Source organism: Pedobacter ginsenosidimutans (assembly GCF_001442625.1).
GTDB classification, from domain to species: Bacteria; Bacteroidota; Bacteroidia; order Sphingobacteriales; family Sphingobacteriaceae; genus Pedobacter; species Pedobacter ginsenosidimutans.
Map to the genome: position 1 here is coordinate 16,031 of NZ_LMZQ01000024.1, position 21,280 is coordinate 37,310.

A 21,280-nucleotide genomic window follows, 5' to 3' on the forward strand; every position below is an offset into this window, starting at 1 on the left:
GGAAGGGTTTTTGTTTTATTTAAAAATTTAACTTTGGTCTTTCTGACTAAAAACTTTCGGACTTCTTTCGTAACTTGCATTCTTAGTAAATCGTATAAACAAATCGTCATTGCGAGGCACGAAGCAATCTTCAAGTAGGCTATTTTTAAAAGATTGCTTCGTGCCTCGCAATGACGGAATTATAAAAGAAATGAAATACATCATTGCCCCATCCATACTTTCTGCCGATTTCGGCAATTTACAGCGTGATATTGAAATGATTAACCACAGTGAGGCCGATTGGTTCCATGTTGATGTGATGGATGGTGTTTTCGTTCCAAATATTTCTTTTGGTTTCCCTATAATGGTTGCTGTAAAAAAACATGCTAAGAAACCTCTGGATGTACATTTAATGATTGTTGAGCCTGATAAATATGTCGAAGATTTTGCCAGAGCAGGAGCGGACAGAATTACGGTACATTACGAAGCCTGCACACATCTGCATAGAACTATTCAGTTAATTAAAGCATCCGGCTGCAAAGCTGGTGTAGCGCTAAATCCTCATACGCCAGTAACTTTATTACAGGATGTAATCGAAGACTTAGATCTGGTACTCATTATGTCGGTTAATCCTGGTTTCGGTGGGCAAGCTTTCATCCATAATACCTATAAGAAAATAAAGGATTTAAAGGCCTTAATTAAAGGGGTAAACGAAAACTTAATTATCGAGGTTGATGGTGGTGTTGGTTTACAAAATATTGTTACATTAGTATCAGCAGGTGCCAATGCTTTCGTGGCCGGAAATGCAATTTTCGCAACAGATAATCCGACGGAAACTATTTCTAAAATGAAAAGCTTGACAACTAGCACTATAAATATTTAAATTGTTAAATGTTTTATTGCTAAATTGTTTTTAGGATGGGGCGCATACAGTCTTAACACCTGATACCTTTGTCTTTTGATACTAAAAATGCTCAAATTTCGGCTAATCCTTCTCCTTTTAATTGCTGGTTGCGGTTTTGCTGTGGCACAGCCTTTAGTTAGGGTTTCAGGAATAGTTTATAGCGATGAAAAGTTACCCTTAGCACAGGTTACGGTAATCGTTTTAGGGCAGGCACAATCAACGGTTACTGATGAATTTGGTGTATATACCATTTATTCAAAATCCAAAACCTTTAGCATTAAATATTCGCTTTTAGGTTATCAGCCACAAACTATAAAGTTTAGTGAGCGCTCAGGGGCACGGATTATCAAACAGGTAAATTTAATAGCCAATATTAATGAATTAGCACAGGTTAATATTACCAATAAACAGAATCAGTTAAGTAACACCACTACGATTAATATTGCAGATATTTCATCAATGCCATTGGTTTCCGGGAATTTTGAAACCATGCTCAAAACCCTCCCAGGTGTATCTACAAATAACGAATTAAGTGCCCAGTATAGCGTTCGGGGAGGTAACTTCGATGAAAATCTGATTTACATCAACGATGTAGAAATTAACCGACCAGTATTGATCCGCAATGGACAACAAGAGGGACTAAGTTTTATCAATTCGGACTTGGTGAGTAAAGCAAAATTCTCAGCAGGTGGTTTTGAAGCAAAATATGGCGATAAACTTTCTTCAATCTTAGATATTAAATACGATAAACCGGATAGTAATCAAACCATCTTTAGTACCAGTCTTTTAAATACTTCGTTAACAACCAAAAAGATATTCAAAAGCAGCTTCCTATTGGCTGGTTTACGCTATAAAAACAATTCGAGTGTGCTGATTAAACAGGATGAAAAAGGGAGCTATAACCCCAATTTTGCTGATGCACAATTGCTGTATCAATATGATTTTTCATCAAAATTCAATATCAGTTTTTTGGGGAGCTTTAACCTCGGTCAGTTTAAATTGGTACCCACAAATAGAGAAACCCAGTTCGGAACATTAAGTACTACATTAAGACTAAATGTAGATTATACCGGACAAGAAATAGACGATTACCAAACTTTAGGTAGCGCCATAACTGCTACTTATTCTCCTAAGCCCAACCTGGTGATCAAGTTTATCAATAGCTATTTCAACACCATTGAAAGGGAGCGTTTCGATATTAACGGAAGTTATACCTTCGATGAAGTAGATAATACCTTTTCTCCTGAAAATTTTGGTGTGATCAAGAGAAACAGAGGGATTGGCAGCTATTATAACTATGGAAGAAATAGCCTGAATACGCAAATTTTTGCATCCGAAATTAAAGTTGACCAGAACTTTAATAACCATGTTTTTTCCTGGGGGATAAAATTCGACAATTCGAAATATAACGACCAATTAAACGAGTATAACTATACTGATTCTGCCGGGTTCATTTTGCCAAACAATTCGAAAAATATCACTTTGCAAAATGTAATTAACGTGCAAAATAATATCGATATCAAAAACTACAGTGCTTACATTCAGGATAGTTATTCGCTTTCAAATTCGGCAGAACTGCAATTGGGCGCACGTGCTACATACAGTTCGTTGAGTAAACAGTTGTTAATCAGTCCGAGGATGTTAATTGCTTACAGGCCTAATTCGAACAATAAAATTTTAAGGTTTTCTGCTGGTGTTTATAAGCAGCCACCTTCATATCGTACTATCCGCGATTTTTCGGGCATACTAAATATCGATCAAAAAGCGCAAAGTTCTTACAATACTTCGTTAGGTTATGAATATGCTTTTGATGCTTTTGGAACACGATTGAAGTTTACTTCTGAGGCATATTTTAAATATTCTGACCGATTGATTCCGTATAAAATAGATAACCTGAGAATTAGATACCTGGCGAATGAAGTCTCTCGCGGCTATGCTTATGGTGCCGATTTTAGTATAGGTGGCGAGTTTGTTAAGGATCTGGTTTCTTATTTCAGAATGTCGGTTATGCACGCCAATGAAGATATTACTGGAGATAGTTATATCCAGAATGGAACTACAATTTATCCTGGTTATTTAAAAAGACCAACTGATCAGCGTTTGAATTTCTCTATATTTTTCCAGGATAAATTATTAAATAGTCCAACTTATAAAGTACACTTAAATGCACTTTATGGTTCAAGGTTACCAATTGGTCCATCGCAAACACCACGGTATTTAGATAAGTTTTTTATCCCATCATATAAGCGGGTAGATATTGGTTTCTCTAAAGATTTCCTTGATGACGCCGCTTTGCACAAACCCAAATTTTTGGACAAAAATTTCAGTTCAGTTATTCTGTTCTTTGAGGTTTTTAATATGCTGAATATCGACAATACAGTTTCATACTTATGGCTAAAGGATGTAGATAATGTGCAATATGCCATTCCAAATTATTTAACAGGCAGGCAATTTAACCTGAAGTTGATTGTGAAGTTAAAGAATAAGCCATAAACCTATCAGGTTTTAAAAACCTGATAGGTTTGACAAAAATTAGTGTTTATCTTTTTGTCTTTCTGATTAACGAATTTTTTTGCAAAAACTGCAACAAAACTCTCAATTTTATCGAGATTTTTAACAAAATTTAATTTTTTATGATACGATTTTATGGGCATAACTGCTTTAAAAATTTTACATTTACGCCCATAAAACATTATATAATAAGATGAAGCATAATTTTGGCGCAGGCCCTTGTATTTTACCTCAAGAAGTGTTTAAACAAGCAGCTCAGGCTGTTTTAGATTTTAACGATGGATTATCAATTTTAGAAATTTCGCACAGAACAACCGAATTTGAGGCAGTTGTTGCTGAAGCTGATAAGTTGGTAAAGGAATTATTAAATGTGCCATCGGGTTATTCCGTTTTATTTTTACAAGGTGGTGCAAGTTTACAGTTTGCAATGGTTCCGATGAATTTATTGGGCGATGGACAAACAGCAAGTTATTTAGATACTGGTGTTTGGGCAACCAAAGCATTAAAAGAAGCTAAATTTATAGGTAATGTGAATGTAGTTGCTTCGTCTAAAGATGCGAACTATACTTTCATTCCAAAGGATTTTGAAATTCCTGCCGATAGTGCTTATTTCCACTATACTTCAAACAATACCATTTACGGAACTGAGCTTTTCGAAGTACCTAAAACAAACATTCCGGTTGTTTGCGATATGTCTTCTGATATTATGAGCCGTGTAATCGATGTTTCTAAATTCGATTTAATTTATGCTGGAGCTCAAAAAAATGTAGGTCCTGCTGGTTTAACCATCGCTATTGTTAAGAATGAGGTTTTAGGCAAAATTGACCGTAAAATTCCATCTATGTTGAACTATCAATCACATATCGATAACGATTCGATGTACAATACACCTCCGGTTTTCTCAATCTATGTAGCTTTATTAAATCTACGTTGGTTAAAATCGAAAGGTGGCGTTGCTGAGATTGAAAAAGAAAACAAACAAAAAGCAGAAGCACTTTACAGAGAGATCGACCGTAATCCATTATTTAAAGGAACTTGCGCAGTTGAAGACCGCTCTAGAATGAATGTTTGTTTTGTAATGGAAAACCCAGAATTGGAAAAACCATTCTTGAAATACGCTGAAGAGCAAGGTATTGTGGGTATTAAAGGACACAGAAGTGTTGGTGGTTTCCGTGCATCGATGTATAATGCATTACCAATTACAAGCGTACATGCATTAGTAGATGCCATGCAGGTATTTGAAGAACAACAAGCAAAAGCAAATTAATTTAAATTTTAACCACAGATGATTACAGCGATTATTTAATCGCTGTAATCAATCAAATCTGTGCAATCATACATACAATGATTAAAATATTAGCAAACGATGGGATTGATCCGATCGGAAAAGAATTATTAGAAAAAGCAGGTTTCCAGGTTGATACTGAAACCGTTCCTCAGGATAAATTAGCTGAAGCATTAAAAAACTATGATGCCATTACTGTACGTAGTGCAACAAAAGTTAGAAAAGAATTAATTGATGCTGTACCCAATATCAAATTAATTGGTAGAGGTGGGGTAGGCATGGATAATATCGATGTAGAATACGCGCGTAGTCAAGGTGTTAATGTGGTAAATACACCAGCTGCATCTTCATTATCTGTTGCTGAATTGGTATTTTCTCACTTATTTACGGGTATCAGATTCTTACAAGATGCCAACCGTAAAATGCCTGTAGAAGGTTCAACCCAATTCAATAACTTGAAAAAAGCCTATGCTAAAGGAACTGAATTAAGCGGTAAAACCATCGGTATTATCGGTTTTGGACGTATCGGCCGCGCTACTGCAAAAGTGGCTTTAGGCTTAGGTATGAACGTTTTGGCTTACGATTTATATCCTTCAGAATCTGAAATCACTTTAGAATTCCAAGGTGGAAAATCAGTAAGTATTCCAATTAAAACGGTTTCTTTAGATGAGGTAATTACAGGGAGTGATTTCTTTAGTTTACACACTCCATTTGCCGATAAACCAATTTTAGGTGCAGAAGAATTTGCTAAAATGAAAAACGGAGTAGGTATTGTAAACTGTTCACGCGGTGGAACAATTGATGAGCCAGCTTTAATTGAAGCACTAAATTCTGGTAAAGTTTCTTTTGCTGGTTTAGATGTTTTCGATAACGAGCCTACACCATTGGCAGAAATTTTAACCCATCCAAAAATCTCATTAACACCACATATTGGTGCATCAACCAACGAAGCGCAAGAACGTATTGGTACGGAATTGGCAACGTTGATTATTGAGCATTTTAAGAAATAATAAATAAATCTAGACCTTATAGGTTTTGAAAACCTATAAGGTCTTTATATTCTAATCTAACGCATTCGTTAGCGCCCAATAGCGATACCCCAAAATCGCCTTCTGAAAAGCAGTAAGTTTATTCGGATCTTTTTTATACAAACTTGGTAAAAGTGCCTTATTTATCTTCACCAAGATTTTAAACAGTCCTTTTTTCATAATTTGTCTATTGTTTTTAATGGTTACGAAAAGCTGCTAATATCCAATTGTAATTTTAAGAGCCGATTTTAGCAGTTTTATACTCCTGAAGTTTTTTGCTGAAGAAATAAAATCCACCTGCCATCACTAAAATCAAAAAGACGATGATGTAGGTTGATAAACCTCCTTTATTCTTTTTCTCTAAATCTTCTTTAAGCTGTACATTCTGATCCTGCAGTTTTTTAATGGTTTGCATATAACGTTCCATTCGTTCCTGAGAATTATCCGCCACGGCTACTTTCTGCCGGTTCTGCAAATCTTTATAATCCATTAATACCTTTAGCTCTTTGAAGATATTGTTGTCAGTTAAAACTACCTGACGAAGAATTTCATTGGAATTTTTAATATCACGTTTGGTTTGCCAGCCAAATATTCCAGTTCGTTGATTTAAACTTTCATCATACTGACCAAACTTAGTACTTCTTTCTACAAGTAATGAATTTACTTTAGCACGCTGTGCAACATAGGCAGCGGTATCTTGCTCTGCAAAGGCATGCAAGTTCAGCAATAAAATAATAAACAAATAAAAATATTTCTTCATGCGGTATAAACGTGAAAAGGATGGAAGTTGTTTTGCTTGGTCGATTGGTTCATGAGTCATTGGTTGATTGGTTTGCAACTGGCCATGCTGCTTTCGAGAAGGCGGGTATGCAAATTGGATTGTTTAGGCACCGTGTCTAATGAACCATTGTGCCAATGAACTACTGAACTAAAAACTAAGGATGAAATTCAACCCGTACAATATCACCTAAATGTAAACCCAATAAACCACTTGCTTTACCTTTATTAATCGCAATCTCCAAATGGTTACTAATTCCGAACAGGCAAAGTTTTTCACCTTCCTGCACTTCGTTGTAATGCCAGCTCAATTGCGTAATGGTTTCGCTTTTTCTAAAGTATAAAGTAAAATCCCTGTTCTTCTGTATTTTGGTAAAAAGGTCCTTAGTAATGTTGGTGATTACATTGCAAAAAGTATCAATATATACCACACTTCCTCGGATCACATCTCGTTCAATCACAGGATGTAAAAGCATCTTCTGTTCAATTTCTGCTACAGGTAAACCGATGTCTTTCAGTTTGCCACCTTTAGCCAAATGCGTGGCTGCCTTAACAAAAATATCAACCAAAGGGAAGTGAAGATATTTCAAATCCTGCATAATGTTCAGCTCTACTACATCTTCCGGAATATCATCAAAAAGAAGGGAAAAAATACCATTATCAGCGCCTACAAAAAAGTGATCACGGTGCTTTACAGCAATATATTTGGTGTTTTCACTGTACACGGAATCGATACCTATTAAGTGCACCGTGTTCTTTGGAAAGTAAGGATAAGCGTTTTTTAACACAAAGGCTGCGTACGAAATATTGAATGATGGAACCTCGTGGGTAATATCAACTAAATTAACATTAGGCATAAGACTCAACAGACTACCTTTAAGGGCACTCTGGTAAAAATCTTTTGAACCTAAATCTGTTGTTAAAGTAATTATCCCCATTAAAAATTCATTATTATTGCTTATTCTTGTGTACAGGCCTAAGCGTCTGCAAATATTCAAATTTTAATTAATATACCCCGATAACTTTTTAAAATACTACAGTTTGAACGAATTAAAATTAACTCTGGATACCGTAAATCCTGCTCACTTTTGGGGGCCGAATAACGAGAATTACGAAATGATTAAAGGTGCTTTCGCGAAGTTGAAACTGGTAGCGAGAGGTAGTGATGTTAAGGTTCTCGGTGATGAACAGGAACTTAAGACTTTCGAGGATAAGTTTAACCAGCTTATAGCACACCTCGAGAAATATAGCTCACTTACCAATAACGATGTAGAATCTATACTGGGTGCAAAGGCAGCCGGTGTAGTAAAAAAAGATGTAGAACAACCTACCGGAGGCGGTGGAGAGGTAATTGTTTTTGGCACAAACGGCCTTTTGGTTAAGGCACGAACTGCAAATCAGCGCAAAATGGTAAGCAGTATTGCTAAAAATGATATCTTATTTGCCATTGGCCCCGCCGGAACAGGAAAAACATATACTGCCGTAGCTTTGGCTGTTAGGGCATTAAAGAATAAAGAAATTAAACGGATTATTTTAACCCGTCCGGCGGTTGAAGCAGGGGAGAACCTTGGTTTCTTACCTGGCGATTTAAAAGAAAAAATCGATCCATATTTACGTCCATTATACGATGCATTGGACGATATGATCCCTGCAGAGAAATTGAAATTCTACATCGAAAACCGTACGATAGAAATTGCGCCATTGGCATTTATGCGCGGACGTACCTTAGATAACTGTTTCGTGATTTTAGATGAGGCGCAAAATGCGACCGATATGCAGTTAAAAATGTTTTTAACCCGTATGGGGCCAACTGCTAAATTTATTGTTACTGGCGACGTAACGCAGATCGATCTGCCTAAAAAACAGATGTCGGGTTTATTTAACGGCTTAAGGATTTTAGAAGATATTAAAGGTATTGATATTATTTACTTAAGTGGCGAAGACGTGGTAAGACATAAATTGGTGAAAGATATCCTGAAAGCTTACGGCGATATTCAGTAGGTCGGAGGTCAGAAGTCAGAAGTTTAGGTCTTACAATAGAACTACTTCGGACTTTTGTTTTTTACACTTTATCATCCGACTCCTGTCTTCGGACTTTCGGACTTTTTTCCTATTTTTATCCCCTCATGAAAGCACTAAAAGAAACTCATTTCAATTTCCCAAATCAAAGTAATTTTTATAAAGGTAAAGTTCGCGATGTATACACTATAGCCGACCAATTTATGGTGATGGTGGTATCAGACCGTATTTCTGCTTTTGATGTAGTATTACCTGAAGCTATTCCATTTAAAGGACAGGTATTAAACCAAATTGCAGCTAAATTTTTAACCGCAACCCAGGATATCGTTCCTAACTGGGTTTTAGATGTGCCAGATCCAATGGTTACGATTGGTCGTATTTGCGAGCCATTTAAAGTAGAAATGGTAATTAGGGGTTACTTGGCTGGTCATGCCTGGCGCGAATATAGTGCAGGAAAACGTTCGGTGTGTGGTGTTTCTTTACCTGATGGATTAAAAGAAAACGATAAATTACCTCAGCCCATTATTACTCCAACTACAAAAGCTTCGGTAGGGCATGATGAAGACATTTCAAAAGAAGATATTTTAGCAAAAGGCATTGTTTCTATAACGGACTACGAAAAATTAGAAGAATATACTTACGCACTATACCAACGTGGAACTGAGATTGCTGCAAAAAGCGGATTGATCCTGGTGGATACGAAATACGAATTTGGCTCAGCCGATGGCGTAATCTATTTAATCGACGAAATACATACACCAGATTCTTCACGTTATTTTTATGCTGATGGATATCAGGAACGCCAAAATTCAGATGAGCCACAAAAGCAACTTTCGAAAGAGTTTGTAAGAAAATGGTTAATCGAAAATGGTTTTCAGGGAAAAGATGGTCAGGTTGTGCCAGAAATGACACCTGAAATTGTGAATTCAATTTCAGAACGTTACATCGAACTTTACGAACAAATTGTAGGAGAGACCTTTATAAAAGCTGATGCTGATGCCATTTCTAGCCGCATTGAAACCAATGTTTTAAAGGCTTTAGAAACACTTTAAATTCGAAAGAAATTTATACATTAGTAAAATAAAGATTAGAGAGATGAAATTTTCAGTAGATAAACACGATAAATATGTAACCTTAAAGTTAGAAGAGCCTAAGTTTACAAACGATAATGCTCCAGGGTTGAAATCAGAGTTCTATTTGCTCAACGCAGAGGGATTTCAAAATATAATTGTTGATTTAAGTCATGTCACGGAGTGTAGTGATGCGCAGGATTTAAGCTGCTTATTGGTTGGCGACAGGCTTTGCAAATCGGCAGGCGGATTATTTATTGTAACCGGAATTAATGACGAGTTGGCGTCTATTATCGAATTATCAAACATATTTCAATCTGTAACGTTTGTTAATACAATAGACGAAGCAACTGATTTTATCTTTATGGATGAGTTGGAAAAAGAGTTTAGAGGCGCTAAATAACAAATATTTAAATAACATTTCGGCCTCGTAGTTTCTAAAAATCTACGAGGCTTTTTATATCTTATCATGATGAAATTTGAAGTTACAATTTTAGGAAGCAGTTCTGCTACTCCTGTATTTAACAGGAACCCATCGGCACAGCTTTTAAATTGTAATGAAAAATATTATTTAATAGATTGTGGTGAGGGCACACAGCAACAATTGACCAAATACAACCTTAAGGCTGCCCGTATCGATTATATCTTTATCAGCCACTTACATGGCGATCATTATTTTGGTTTAATAGGCTTGCTTTCCAGCTTGCATTTAAATGGCAGGGTAAAACCTATGCAGATATTTGGCCCCAAACCTTTATTAGAAATTTTAGAGATTCAGTTTAAATATTCTGATACGGTATTAAGGTATCCAATTGAGTTTTTCCCAATTGAAGCCGATCAGTCCAGACAGATATTCGAGAATAGTGATTTGATAGTTAAAACTATTGTTTTAAATCACCGTATCCCTACAACAGGCTTTATTTTTCAGCAAAAGAAAAGACAACGAAAACTGATTAAGGACAAGACAGATGAGGTGCCTATGGCTTATTATACGGCCTTGAAAAAGGGAATTGATGTAGAACTACCAAATGGCGATATTTTACGCAGTGAAGATTATACCACCGAGGCAGATGCACCAAGATGTTACGCCTATTGCTCCGATACCTTATTTGATGAAAGTTACTTTGCTACCATAAAAGATTGCGATACCTTATATCATGAAGCTACCTTTATGCACGATTTATTGGATAGGGCTAAAGAAACACATCACACTACCGCTTTACAGGCAGGAGAAATAGCGAAAATTAATGGCGCGAAGAAATTACTCATTGGCCATTTTTCTTCACGTTACAAAACTTTGCAAATGCTTTTAGAAGAAGCACAATCTGTTTTTGAAAACACAGAGCTGGCTGTAGAAGGGAGAACTTTTCATCTTTAGGGATTTTTATCTTTTTTACCGCAGAGCACGCAGAGGAATACGCAAAGCAAAAGTTTAATACAATCTGCATCTATCTTCTTAAATCTGCGGGAACCTAAGCAGAAATTTTCCCGCGGATAAAGCAAATCGGCGCCAAATTAATTCTATCCCATCTTACATTTTACATCATTTAAATACCCTTCATTGCACTCAGGATGACTAAAGAATAAGCCATTCAATTTTCCGTGCCATCGGCGCTTCCGTGGCAAAAAAAGGCATATTAGAACTATGAGCATAAAAAAAGCCTTACAATTTAAAAACTGTAAGGCTTTCGAATTTATAAAAATTAATTACTTATCTTTTTTATTGCCACCTCCAAATACTGAGAAGTGCACATAACGTTTAGGATTAGCTTTTAAATCGATCATCAATTCATCAAGATTTTTTGAAGCATTATTTAAATTCTGATACATTTTGTCATCATTTAACAATAAACCTAAACTGCCTTTTCCATCTTTAATTCCTGAAATTACGCTTTGTAAATCAGCAATAGCATTGTTCGCATTATCTAAGGTTTGTTTAAAATTAGCTGCGGCAAACTTATCGGTAACCGTATTAATATTGGTTAAGATATCGCTGATTTTTTGATTATTGTTATTTAGGTTGGCCGTAATACCTTCAACGTTTTTAAAAATCGCTGCAATACGCGCACTTTCTGAACCTACTAAACCATCAACTTTTTTCGACGTAGTTTCTAACGAAGCCAATGTACCGGCTATACTGTTAAAGCTTTTATCAACGTTTTTCTGGAAGTTAGGGTTCAGAATTGAGTTCACACTACTTAAAATAGAATCCATTTTACCGATAATCAATTCTGCTTTCTTTTGAACCGGCTGTACCTGTTCCATTAAGCCCTTTTCTACATTTGCGTTTAAGGTGTAACCATCTTCAGCCATCTTTTTTGAATTACCTAATGACATTACAATGGCCTTACTACCTAAAAGGTCTGTACCCTCTAAACGGGCAATACTATTTATGGGAATTTCATATTTGCTGTTTACACTTAAGGTTGCAATAATACTACCATCTGGCTGCAGCTCCAATTTGGCCACCCGGCCAATCTGATAACCATTAATCAGGATAGGTTTTGATACACTTAAACCATCAACCCTGGTATATTTTGCATATAATGTAGTTTCATTTGAGAAAATTGAATTTCCTTTTAAAAAATTATATCCAATTATCAATAAAGCAATGGCAAATGCAGCTAAAATACCTACTTTGGTTTCGTTCTTAATCTTCATGAGTGTTTTATTTAATGGCTACAAGTGCCGAAGGTATCTTTTCTTCACTTGTTAGAGCGTAATTAATTCTTGTGCTAAACCCTATAAATACACAAAGGCTGCACTATTTGTTTGGTATCTGTTTTATATTTTCTCCAAAGGTAAAATAACTATCATTTATAATGCCACTTATTTAACCTCAATATTTTTTTTGTATGTTTTTATTGCTTCCAAAATAGAATTGGCGATTTCGTTTTGTCCATTTTGCGAATTAATATATTTTTCTTCCTCTGTATTCGAGATAAAACCTACTTCTGTTAAAACGGCAGGCATACCACAACGTTGCAGTACCAAAACGCCCTGCTCTTTAACACCGCGGCTTAATCGCTCATCCCGCTTAATATAACTGTTCTGTATTAATTTGGCAAAATTAATGCTTTTGTCTCTAAAGGCATTTTTTAAAAGCGATAAAAGAATAAAACTACTCGGGTTACTTGGATCATATCCATCGTACTTACTTTTGTAGTTCTTTTCCAATTTAATATCGGCGTTCTCACGTATGGCAGCATCCTGTTCTTTTAACCGGTGCGACCCCGCAACCAATGTTTCTACTCCTTTGATATGCTTGTTGCCTGGAGGCATTGAATTACAGTGTACCGATATAAAAAGATCTGCATTAGCTTCGTTCGCTATTTCTGCCCGCCTGTACAAATCAACATCTATATCTGTTTTGCGTGTGAAAATTATCTTAACATCTGGCATTTGCTCCTTTAACAATGCGCCTAATTTTAATGCAACCTTTAACGAAACATCTTTTTCTTTCGAAAAACTACCAGAGGCTCCTGGTTTTCTGCCGCCATGACCAGGGTCAATAACAATTGTTTTGATCTTATAACCTTGAGCAGGTGCTTTCTCAACAATTAGTAACGAAAATAAAAGTATTGTGATCAGAAGTTTAATCTTCATGCATGAGGGATATTAAAATGATGTTTCAGCTATACGTTTATAATTTTTAATTGCTTTAATAATTCCGCTTACAATTTCATTTTGTCCTTCAGGAGAATTCATGTAATCTTCTTCATCTGGATTACTCACAAAACCAATTTCTGTTAACACTGCAGGCATAGCTGCACGGGCCAATACCGCAAGGCTTTTCTCTTGCACACCTCTGTTGATGCGGCCTGCATTAACATATTCTTGTTGAAGCATCGAAGCAAACTTTAAACTCCTATCTCTATTGGTTTGTTTCATTAACGATAACATGATGTCACTCTCAGGCGTGTTCGCAATAAATCCCTCATAGTTTTTCTGATAATTCTCTTCCAGAAACATCGATGCATTTTCACGTTTGATCACCTCGTCCTGTTCACCTAAACGGCGAGTTCCCGATACGAAGGTTTCTGTTCCCCTCGTTGAAGTGCTTTTAGAAGTAACAGTTCTATAAACAGGTACTTTTCTGCCTCTTACTTTTTTGTAATAATCTACCACTCTCGATACCCTAACCGGCATATCATTTAAGTGTATAGAAATAAATAAATCGGCCTTTGCGTTATTTGCAATATTGATACGCTCGTATAAAGGAATAAATACATCCGACTCTCGGGTATAAATAACTTTGATATCTTTCAAACTATCTTGAAGTGCCCGGCCAAGGTTCAATGCAGTTTTAAGTGCCACATCTTTTTCCTTCGAATACACACCGTGGGTTGCACCATCTTTACCACCGTGACCGGCATCGATCACAATTGTTTTAATTTTATATTCTTGCGCAAACAGCTGATTATCAATTGAATTTGATAACACTAAATAAATAATAATTGTTAAAATGGATTTAAGATACATCAATGGTATATTTTTCACTAATTTTGAACGTTTTTGATTAAACATTTGTGCAAAAATAACATTCAAATACGAATTTGAAACTTCTTAAGAGCTCTATTTTACTAATATCTGTCATTTTATTAACACTTGTTGTTGGTAAAGCTAACGCATTTTCTCATTTTTCATTGCAACAAATCATCCAGCAAGACACAACCAAAAAGGATACGACTAAAAAGACAGGTAAAAATAATAGCAGTATCGACCAGAAAGTAGAATACAAAGCGGAGGATTCGGTAAAAATGAGTGCCGATAAAAGCATTGTCTATTTATACGGAAACGCAAGGGTTGTATACGGTGATTTTGAGCTAGATGCGGCTTATATAAAATACGATAAAAAGCAAAATTCCATATTTGCACGTGGTATTAAAGATCCGAAAACTGGTAGATATACCGGAAAACCAATCTTTAAATCGGGTGCTGATGGAACAGCCATAGCCGATTCTATTTTTTACAATTCAGAAACAACCCGGGCTAAAGTATATGGTGTTTTTTCTGAACAAGAGGGAGGTTTCTTCTCTGGTGGGCAGAGTAAAAAGCAAATAGATGATGAGTTACACATTAAAAATGTAATGTACAGTACCTGTAATCTTCCACACCCGCATTTTGGATTAATGATTTCTAAAGGGGTGGTAACAGAGAAACAGATTATTACCGGACCTGTTTATATGATTATCGAAGATATCCCCACTTTTCTGGGGCTACCATTTGCATTTTTCCCAAAACCTAACAAACGAACATCAGGTGTAATCCTTCCCACGCCAGGCGAAGATGCTACTAGGGGGTTTTTCTTGCAAAATGGTGGTTATTACCTAGGATTAAACGATTACTGGGATGCTAAACTTTTAGGATCTATTTATACCAATGGCTCTTATGAAACAAGCTTGTTAAGTAACTACACTAAAAGATATAAATACAACGGTAACATTAACTTAGCTTACTCTAGTTTTAAAGATGGTTTAGAAGGCACTGAAGCTTTTAGAAACCCGACCAAAAACTTTAGTATCAATTGGAGCCATAGTCAAAATGCGAATGCCAATCCAGGTACCACATTTAGTGCCAGCGTGAGATTGGTATCGACAGGAAAAAGGGGATACTATAAAAATACTGCAGCAGGTACTACTTACGACATTAATACCATCGCAACCAACTCAACAAGTAGTAGTATCAGTTATGCGAAGGCTTATTCGAACGGGATGAATTTCTCTTTGGCCGCATCCAGTGATCAGACTTTAAGTACAAGAGCGATATCGTTAAGGTTGCCCGAAATGACATTCAACGTACCTACATTTAACCCATTTCGACCTAAAGATGCTGTTGGTGAACAAAAATGGTATGAAAAAATAACGGTTGGCTATAGCTTACAGGGAACCAACAGAATAGACACTTTTGATAGTTTATTGTTCCAAAATGATGGTTTAAAGCGATTAAGAAGTGGGTTTTCACATAGTATTCCGGTAAATATGTCTTTTACTGCGTTAAAATATTTAAACTTTAGTCTGGGTGGCACCTATAATGAGGTTTGGAATTTCCAGAGTGTAAATAGAAGATATACGCAATTTGCCGATAATACCTATACTTTTAGAGAAGATACCCTCAGTGGGTTTAAAAGAGCGGGCAGCTATAGCCTATCAACTAGTATGTCGACCAAAATTTATGGCAGAAGAGATTTTAATCCAGCTGGCAAAATTCAGGCGCTGAGGCATGTAATGACTCCAAATGTTTCCTTCTCTTACTCTCCTGATTTTACCAAAGCAGGAGCGGGGCCTTTTAGACCTGCAATAGACCAAAATGGCAATCAAATTTATACTAGTGGCCAACCTTTAAAATATTCCATTTTTGATGGTATGGCCCAGCCAGGCTCTTTTGGCGGCCCTAATGCATCCATTGGTTTTGGGTTGGATAATACCGTAGAACTGAAGGTGAGGAATAAAAACGATACGACCGGAACAGGATCAAAAAAGATCCCGATTATTCAAGGTTTGAGTTTTAGTGGTTCATACAATTTCCTGGCCCCTTCTTATAAATTATCAACCATTGGTTTTAGTGGCCGGTCGCAGTTTACCGATAAATTGGGTATAAATTATAATGGAACATTAGATCCATATGCTTTAAAAGACACAACGGTTAACGGCCAAACCATTAAAATAAGAGAGGATCGTTTATTTTTCCAAAAGAACAAATTACTACCACGTTTAACCAACTTTGGTTTCTCATTCGATTATAGTCTAAATCCGGAGGCACTTAAACGTAAAAACGAGGCTAATGATAAATTAGGTGAAGCCGCCAATAAAAAAGGGTTGACCGATATACAATCGGAACAATTGGCGGCTATAAGTCGTGATCCAAATGCTTTCGTTGATTTTAACATTCCCTGGAATTTCTCTTTCTCTTACAGTTTTCAATATTCGAACGACGGAAACAACAATACAATTTCAAATACACTAAACTTTAATGGCGATGTTAACTTAACACCAAAGTGGAAGGTTACTTTTAACTCCGGTTACGATTTTAAGAACAATGGCTTAACCCCAATGAATTTAGCTATTTACCGCGATTTACATTGCTGGGACATGAGTGTAAACTGGGTTCCGTACGGTGCATACAAAAGTTATTCTGTTACCATAAAAGTTAAGGCATCGATATTACAGGATTTGAAATTGAGCAAAAGACAAGGTTTTTACAGCACTTACCAATAAATTATGCTAGCCGAAATTATTACCATTGGTGATGAGATTCTCATTGGCCAAATCGTTGATACCAATTCTGCCTGGATGGCTAAACAGTTAAATTTAATTGGTGTCTCCGTTAAGCAGATTACTTCAGTTTCTGATGATGAGCAACATATTATTGAAGCCCTCGAACTTGCTGAAAAACGTGCAGATATTGTTTTAATTACCGGTGGATTAGGCCCGACCAAAGATGATATTACCAAGAAAACCTTGGCAAAGTATTTCAATATGGGCTTTCGCAATGATCCCGGAGCACTGGAAATGGTTCGTCAGATTTTCGAAAAATACAAACGCCCTTTATTGGATATTAATATTCAGCAAGCTGATGTTCCGGATGGTTGTGAGGTTATTGTAAACAAAAATGGTACAGCGCCTTGCATGTGGTTTGAACAAAAAGACACCATTTTTGTATCGATGCCAGGTGTGCCTTACGAGATGATGTACCTGATGGATGACGAAATTCTACCTAGAATTACGAGCAGATTTAAGCTGCCGTTTATTGTTCATAAAACCATTCTTACAGCAAATATAGGCGAATCATTCCTGGCCAAAGAGATCGAGGAAATTGAAGACAGTTTGCCAGCACACATCAAATTGGCTTATCTGCCCAAATTAGGACAGGTACGTTTGCGCTTATCGGCCAAAGGCGATAACGAAACAGCATTACACAAAGAGGTTGAGATTTACGCCAAACAGATCATTTCAAAGGTAAATAAGTTTGTAGTAACTGATGAAGATATTCCCTTGGAAAAAGCGATCCTGAACCTCATGAAAAGTAAGGGTTTAACTTTATCTACGGCAGAAAGCTGTACGGGGGGATACATAGCACATCTGATTACGCAGCACCCAGGTTCTTCTTCGGTTTATTGGGGTGGGGCAGTAGCCTATGCCTACGAACTTAAAGAATCTATTCTTGGTGTAAAAGAAAGTACGTTAAATACCTTTGGCGCCGTGAGCGAACAAACCGTTACAGAAATGGCTGAAGGTGCAATTAAACATTTCAAAACAGATTATGCTATTGCGGTTAGTGGCATTGCCGGCCCAGATGGCGGAACTGAAGACAAACCGGTTGGCACGGTATGGATCGCAATTTCTTCAAAACACAAAACTGTAGCTAAGTTGTTTAATTTCAGCAACAAACGCATTCAAAACATCGAACGTTCTGCAGCATCGGCACTGGCCATGTTATTAAATCTCCTTAAAGAAACAGTTTAGAAAGAATAAAAACTGTATTTTTGTAGCATTACCAATATAAAATACTGTAATTTAATATGGCTCAATACGAACTATTGTTACCAAAAATGGGTGAAAGTGTTGCGGAAGCAACGGTGATTAAATGGGTAAAACAACCAGGCGATTCTATTGATTTAGATGATACCATTCTGGAAATCGCTACTGATAAGGTAGATTCTGAAGTTCCTTCTCCGGTTGCCGGTAAATTGGTAAAACAGTTATTTGCTGCAGATGAAGTTGCGCAGGTGGGCGATGTAATTGCCATTATTGAAACTGAAGGTGGAGAAACCTCAACAATAGAAGCTCCGGTTGCGGAAAAACCAATAGCTGAAGAAAAAATTGAGACTATTCCTGGAATCGCACAACTACCTTCAGAAAACACTCCCATAGCAACTGATTTCAGCTCGTCTGACCGCTTTTATTCTCCTCTGGTTAAAAGTATTGCTGCACAAGAAAATATCTCCTTAGCTGAGCTTGATACCATTAAAGGCTCAGGTGCTGACGGACGGTTAAATAAAGATGATCTATTAGATTATATTGTTAAGAAAAATGGTGGAGAACCGATATTAACTCAAACAGTTACTATCACAGCACCTATTCCACCAACAAACCAAACGGCTGAAAATAAAGTAAGTTCAGCGGCGCCAGTTGTGAATAAAACATCGACAACCAGTGTTAGTGGTGGCGACGAAATTATTGAAATGGATAGAATGCGTAAACTGATTGCCGATCATATGGTAATGAGTAAAACAACTTCACCGCATGTAACTTCGTTTGTTGAAGCCGACGTAACCAATATGGTTTTATGGCGCAATAAAGTAAAAAATAGCTTCGAAAAGCGTGAAAGCGAAAAAATAACCTTTACTCCAATATTTGTGGAGGCCGTTGCCAAAGCCATAAAAGATTTTCCGATGATCAATGTTTCGGTTAACGGTACACAGATTATCAAAAAACGTGATATCAATATTGGTATGGCTGCCGCTTTACCAAGTGGAAACCTAATCGTTCCTGTAATTAGAAATGCCGATCAGTTAAATTTAGTTGGCTTAACAAAAGCTGTTAATGATTTAGCTGCAAGAGCGCGAAACTCTAAATTAAAGCCTGATGAAACGCAAGGAGGCACTTTTACATTAACCAATGTAGGTAGTTTCGGCAATGTAATGGGTACACCGATTATTAACCAGCCTCAGGTGGCTATTTTAGCAGTAGGCGCCATTAAAAAGAAACCAGCTGTTTTAGAAACCGAACATGGTGATGTAATTGCGATCAGACATATGATGTTCTTGTCTTTATCTTATGACCACAGGGTTGTAGATGGCTCTTTAGGGGGAATGTTTGTGCGTAGAGTAGCAGATTATTTAGAAAGCTGGGATCTGAACAGAGAAATTTAGTCAGTTTATATAATTACCAGTTTTCAGTTGGTTTAGTATCAACAATTTACCAGTTTAACAATCAAAAATGTTAGCTTCAAATTTAAAATCGATAGTTTCAGATAACGTATTGCATGCCAAATGGTTAAATACGCTATCTTACATGGAAAATGCAGGTGCAAAGAAGATTTCAGCTTCAGAGCATAAAGAAAATGTAAACCTGATTATTCTTAAACACGCTGCAGAAGAGCACCGCCATGCTTATTATTTAAAAAAGCAGATTTCGAAGATTGACGGGGCACTTTGTAAAACCTACACCAATGCCGAGTTGTTATCTCCAAATCATACAAAGTACTATTTGCATGCTTTGGATATTGCTGTTTGTCGCTATTTAAAATCGGTATTTAATCTTTCTGGTTACGATTTAAAATTCGCGGCCTATTTATTTGTTACTTATGCGATTGAAGTGCGTGCCGATGAACTGTATCCAATTTATCAAGCGGTTTTAGATCAAGCAAAAAGCAAGGTAAATGTTAAGTCGATTATATTAGAAGAAGAAGGTCACCTGGAAGAAATGATGAACCAACTGGTTAGTTTTTCTGATGACTGGGAAAATCATGCAGCTGAAGTAATCAAAATCGAAAAAGCTTTATTTGAAAGTTGGGTTGCTGCCTTAGCTGCAGAACTGCCGATAAGCGCTTAATTGAATAATTAATCAATCAATTCGTCATCTCGACTGAAGCATAGTCCCGAATGTTCGGGAGAGAGATCTATTATAGATTTAGCTTCGCTGAGCACTACGTGGTTCTCAACTATGTTGCACTTCGTTCGAAATGACGATTTTTCGTTAAAAACCAATCCAGTTTATCGTTGTTTCTAAATAAAGACAAATATCATGGCTAAGTTTTCAGATTTAATTAACGGTGACAAACCTGTTCTTGTTGATTTTTTTGCCGAATGGTGTGGTCCTTGTAAAATGATGAAGCCCATTTTGGAGCAGTTAAAATCTCAGGTTGGCGATGCTGTTTCTATCATTAAAGTAGATATTGATAAGAATCAACCAGCTGCTTCTTCCTTTAATATTCAGGGCGTACCTACTTTAATTCTTTTTAAAAACGGAAAACAGGTGTGGAGGCAAAGTGGTGTTTTACAGGCATCGCAGTTGAAACAGGTAATTGATGCCCACGCTTAAACTTCTACCACACTTTTAGGCGTTACTGCAAAAATGCGTTCATTTGCTTTTGGATAAACCGTATAAAGTCCGGTAAATAAACTAAAAGCGGGCAAAATGGCGTAGTCTTTACCAAAATAAAAACATGGAAATTTTAATCTTTGCTTGGCTTTGCCCACAATGGTTACACCTGGATGGATATGGCCGCTGATGGGATATAATTCTTCCTCAGTACAATTTGGAGCATCATGAATAAAGCAAAATGGCCCCAGGCAAAAACTAGGTTCATGTAATTCGATATTCATTGCAGCATAATTGGCGTCCGAAAGCCTATCGTGGTTCCCTTTTACCAATAGAAAATTAAGTTCCTGGTATTGTTTTCTCCATACAGAAAATTCATCAATATCGGTATTTAAACCATGATGAAACATATCTCCATTAATTAGCAATGTTTTAGGATGGTATTGTTTGATCAATAAACTTAAGCGCTGAAGATCTGTTTGGGCAATGGTAGCAGGTACTTGCAAACCGGCCTGACGAAAGTGAGCAGATTTACCCAGATGCAGATCGCTTATGGCTAATAGCTGATGTTTAGGTAAAAACAAAGCCCTTTCTTTATCTAAAATCAGTTCTTCACCCTGGCTTGTAATGTTCATTTATTTCGCATTATTGTCATCCTGAGC

At 36.6% G+C, this 21,280-nt stretch carries 20 protein-coding genes; 13 read left to right on the forward strand and 7 right to left on the reverse strand.

Annotated elements, in window-relative coordinates; genetic code table 11:
- Window positions 1–190 precede the first annotated feature (190 nt).
- From rpe to ASU31_RS20890, 4 genes are all read left to right on the forward strand, one after another.
- Window positions 191–862: a ribulose-phosphate 3-epimerase gene (rpe, locus tag ASU31_RS20870; RefSeq protein WP_057934208.1), complete on the forward strand. Its 672-nt coding sequence runs from the start codon at window positions 191–193 to the stop codon at window positions 860–862.
- 87 nt (window positions 863–949) lie between these two features.
- Entirely contained in the window at window positions 950–3,376 is a 2,427-nt protein-coding gene (locus tag ASU31_RS20875; protein ID WP_057934209.1) for a TonB-dependent receptor, read from the forward strand.
- Between the two features lie 211 nt (window positions 3,377–3,587).
- Window positions 3,588–4,661, forward strand: a complete 1,074-nt coding sequence (gene serC / locus ASU31_RS20885) for a 3-phosphoserine/phosphohydroxythreonine transaminase (protein WP_057934211.1) — start codon at window positions 3,588–3,590, stop codon at window positions 4,659–4,661.
- A gap of 77 nt (window positions 4,662–4,738) precedes the next feature.
- The gene (locus ASU31_RS20890; protein WP_029275138.1) at window positions 4,739–5,689 is read left to right on the forward strand and encodes a D-2-hydroxyacid dehydrogenase; all 951 of its coding nucleotides are present in this window, start codon (window positions 4,739–4,741) and stop codon (window positions 5,687–5,689) included.
- Window positions 5,690–5,740: 51 nt separating this feature from the next.
- On the opposite strand, the gene ASU31_RS27755 is transcribed toward ASU31_RS20890, so the two are convergent.
- From ASU31_RS27755 to ASU31_RS20900, 3 genes are all read right to left on the reverse strand, one after another.
- On the reverse strand, window positions 5,741–5,887 hold the full coding sequence (locus tag ASU31_RS27755) for a hypothetical protein (protein WP_167346221.1): 147 nt from the start codon (window positions 5,885–5,887) through the stop codon (window positions 5,741–5,743).
- Between the two features lie 55 nt (window positions 5,888–5,942).
- Entirely contained in the window at window positions 5,943–6,467 is a 525-nt protein-coding gene (locus tag ASU31_RS20895) for a hypothetical protein (protein WP_057934212.1), read from the reverse strand.
- A 175-nt stretch (window positions 6,468–6,642) separates the two neighbouring features.
- Window positions 6,643–7,422, reverse strand: a complete 780-nt coding sequence (locus ASU31_RS20900; RefSeq protein WP_057934213.1) for an SAM hydrolase/SAM-dependent halogenase family protein — start codon at window positions 7,420–7,422, stop codon at window positions 6,643–6,645.
- Window positions 7,423–7,525: 103 nt separating this feature from the next.
- Between ASU31_RS20900 and ASU31_RS20905 the strand changes: the two genes are divergently transcribed.
- From ASU31_RS20905 to ASU31_RS20920, 4 genes are all read left to right on the forward strand, one after another.
- The gene (locus ASU31_RS20905) at window positions 7,526–8,485 is read left to right on the forward strand and encodes a PhoH family protein (protein ID WP_057934214.1); all 960 of its coding nucleotides are present in this window, start codon (window positions 7,526–7,528) and stop codon (window positions 8,483–8,485) included.
- A 125-nt stretch (window positions 8,486–8,610) separates the two neighbouring features.
- Window positions 8,611–9,555 (forward strand): phosphoribosylaminoimidazolesuccinocarboxamide synthase, encoded by a 945-nt coding sequence (locus ASU31_RS20910; RefSeq protein WP_057934215.1) that lies wholly within the window; start codon window positions 8,611–8,613, stop codon window positions 9,553–9,555.
- Between the two features lie 43 nt (window positions 9,556–9,598).
- Window positions 9,599–9,976: an STAS domain-containing protein gene (locus tag ASU31_RS20915; protein WP_029275133.1), complete on the forward strand. Its 378-nt coding sequence runs from the start codon at window positions 9,599–9,601 to the stop codon at window positions 9,974–9,976.
- Window positions 9,977–10,045: 69 nt separating this feature from the next.
- A complete protein-coding gene (locus tag ASU31_RS20920; RefSeq protein WP_057934216.1) occupies window positions 10,046–10,951 on the forward strand; it encodes a ribonuclease Z in 906 nt (301 codons plus the stop codon).
- 329 nt (window positions 10,952–11,280) lie between these two features.
- On the opposite strand, the gene ASU31_RS20925 is transcribed toward ASU31_RS20920, so the two are convergent.
- From ASU31_RS20925 to ASU31_RS20935, 3 genes are all read right to left on the reverse strand, one after another.
- Window positions 11,281–12,234, reverse strand: coding sequence for an MlaD family protein (locus tag ASU31_RS20925; protein ID WP_057934217.1), 954 nt, complete (start codon window positions 12,232–12,234; stop codon window positions 11,281–11,283).
- A 168-nt stretch (window positions 12,235–12,402) separates the two neighbouring features.
- The gene (locus ASU31_RS20930) at window positions 12,403–13,179 is read right to left on the reverse strand and encodes an N-acetylmuramoyl-L-alanine amidase family protein (RefSeq protein ID WP_057934218.1); all 777 of its coding nucleotides are present in this window, start codon (window positions 13,177–13,179) and stop codon (window positions 12,403–12,405) included.
- A gap of 12 nt (window positions 13,180–13,191) precedes the next feature.
- Window positions 13,192–14,055, reverse strand: coding sequence for an N-acetylmuramoyl-L-alanine amidase family protein (locus ASU31_RS20935; RefSeq protein ID WP_057934238.1), 864 nt, complete (start codon window positions 14,053–14,055; stop codon window positions 13,192–13,194).
- Window positions 14,056–14,219: 164 nt separating this feature from the next.
- Between ASU31_RS20935 and ASU31_RS20940 the strand changes: the two genes are divergently transcribed.
- The 5 genes from ASU31_RS20940 (at window position 14,220) to trxA (ending at window position 20,618) form a co-directional block, all read left to right on the forward strand.
- Complete coding sequence (locus ASU31_RS20940) at window positions 14,220–16,790, forward strand: putative LPS assembly protein LptD (protein ID WP_245224580.1); 2,571 nt, start codon at window positions 14,220–14,222, stop codon at window positions 16,788–16,790.
- A gap of 3 nt (window positions 16,791–16,793) precedes the next feature.
- Entirely contained in the window at window positions 16,794–18,038 is a 1,245-nt protein-coding gene (locus tag ASU31_RS20945) for a competence/damage-inducible protein A (protein WP_057934220.1), read from the forward strand.
- A 56-nt stretch (window positions 18,039–18,094) separates the two neighbouring features.
- Entirely contained in the window at window positions 18,095–19,447 is a 1,353-nt protein-coding gene (locus ASU31_RS20950) for a dihydrolipoamide acetyltransferase family protein (protein WP_057934221.1), read from the forward strand.
- Between the two features lie 67 nt (window positions 19,448–19,514).
- The gene (locus ASU31_RS20955) at window positions 19,515–20,129 is read left to right on the forward strand and encodes a hypothetical protein (RefSeq protein WP_057934222.1); all 615 of its coding nucleotides are present in this window, start codon (window positions 19,515–19,517) and stop codon (window positions 20,127–20,129) included.
- Between the two features lie 192 nt (window positions 20,130–20,321).
- Window positions 20,322–20,618 carry a thioredoxin gene (gene trxA / locus ASU31_RS20960; protein ID WP_057934223.1) on the forward strand — a complete coding sequence of 99 codons (297 nt, stop codon included), beginning with the start codon at window positions 20,322–20,324 and terminating at the stop codon, window positions 20,616–20,618.
- Here the strand turns inward: trxA and pdeM are convergent.
- On the reverse strand, window positions 20,615–21,253 hold the full coding sequence (gene pdeM, locus ASU31_RS20965) for a ligase-associated DNA damage response endonuclease PdeM (protein ID WP_057934224.1): 639 nt from the start codon (window positions 21,251–21,253) through the stop codon (window positions 20,615–20,617). The two genes, trxA and pdeM, sit on opposite strands and share 4 nt — an antisense overlap.
- Window positions 21,254–21,280: the final 27 nt, after the last annotated feature.

Coding starts and splice junctions, on each gene's coding strand:
- ASU31_RS27755 (WP_167346221.1), bottom strand. CDS start 5,887: ATGAAAAAAGGACTGTTTAAAATCTTGGTGAAGATAAATAAGGCACTT.
- ASU31_RS20915 (WP_029275133.1), top strand. CDS start 9,599: ATGAAATTTTCAGTAGATAAACACGATAAATATGTAACCTTAAAGTTA.
- ASU31_RS20945 (WP_057934220.1), top strand. CDS start 16,794: ATGCTAGCCGAAATTATTACCATTGGTGATGAGATTCTCATTGGCCAA.
- ASU31_RS20925 (WP_057934217.1), bottom strand. CDS start 12,234: ATGAAGATTAAGAACGAAACCAAAGTAGGTATTTTAGCTGCATTTGCC.
- ASU31_RS20955 (WP_057934222.1), top strand. CDS start 19,515: ATGTTAGCTTCAAATTTAAAATCGATAGTTTCAGATAACGTATTGCAT.
- ASU31_RS20895 (WP_057934212.1), bottom strand. CDS start 6,467: ATGAAGAAATATTTTTATTTGTTTATTATTTTATTGCTGAACTTGCAT.
- ASU31_RS20900 (WP_057934213.1), bottom strand. CDS start 7,422: ATGGGGATAATTACTTTAACAACAGATTTAGGTTCAAAAGATTTTTAC.
- ASU31_RS20890 (WP_029275138.1), top strand. CDS start 4,739: ATGATTAAAATATTAGCAAACGATGGGATTGATCCGATCGGAAAAGAA.
- ASU31_RS20935 (WP_057934238.1), bottom strand. CDS start 14,055: ATGTATCTTAAATCCATTTTAACAATTATTATTTATTTAGTGTTATCA.
- rpe (WP_057934208.1), top strand. CDS start 191: ATGAAATACATCATTGCCCCATCCATACTTTCTGCCGATTTCGGCAAT.
- ASU31_RS20910 (WP_057934215.1), top strand. CDS start 8,611: ATGAAAGCACTAAAAGAAACTCATTTCAATTTCCCAAATCAAAGTAAT.
- ASU31_RS20930 (WP_057934218.1), bottom strand. CDS start 13,179: ATGAAGATTAAACTTCTGATCACAATACTTTTATTTTCGTTACTAATT.
- ASU31_RS20875 (WP_057934209.1), top strand. CDS start 950: ATGCTCAAATTTCGGCTAATCCTTCTCCTTTTAATTGCTGGTTGCGGT.
- ASU31_RS20950 (WP_057934221.1), top strand. CDS start 18,095: ATGGCTCAATACGAACTATTGTTACCAAAAATGGGTGAAAGTGTTGCG.
- ASU31_RS20920 (WP_057934216.1), top strand. CDS start 10,046: ATGAAATTTGAAGTTACAATTTTAGGAAGCAGTTCTGCTACTCCTGTA.
- trxA (WP_057934223.1), top strand. CDS start 20,322: ATGGCTAAGTTTTCAGATTTAATTAACGGTGACAAACCTGTTCTTGTT.
- pdeM (WP_057934224.1), bottom strand. CDS start 21,253: ATGAACATTACAAGCCAGGGTGAAGAACTGATTTTAGATAAAGAAAGG.
- serC (WP_057934211.1), top strand. CDS start 3,588: ATGAAGCATAATTTTGGCGCAGGCCCTTGTATTTTACCTCAAGAAGTG.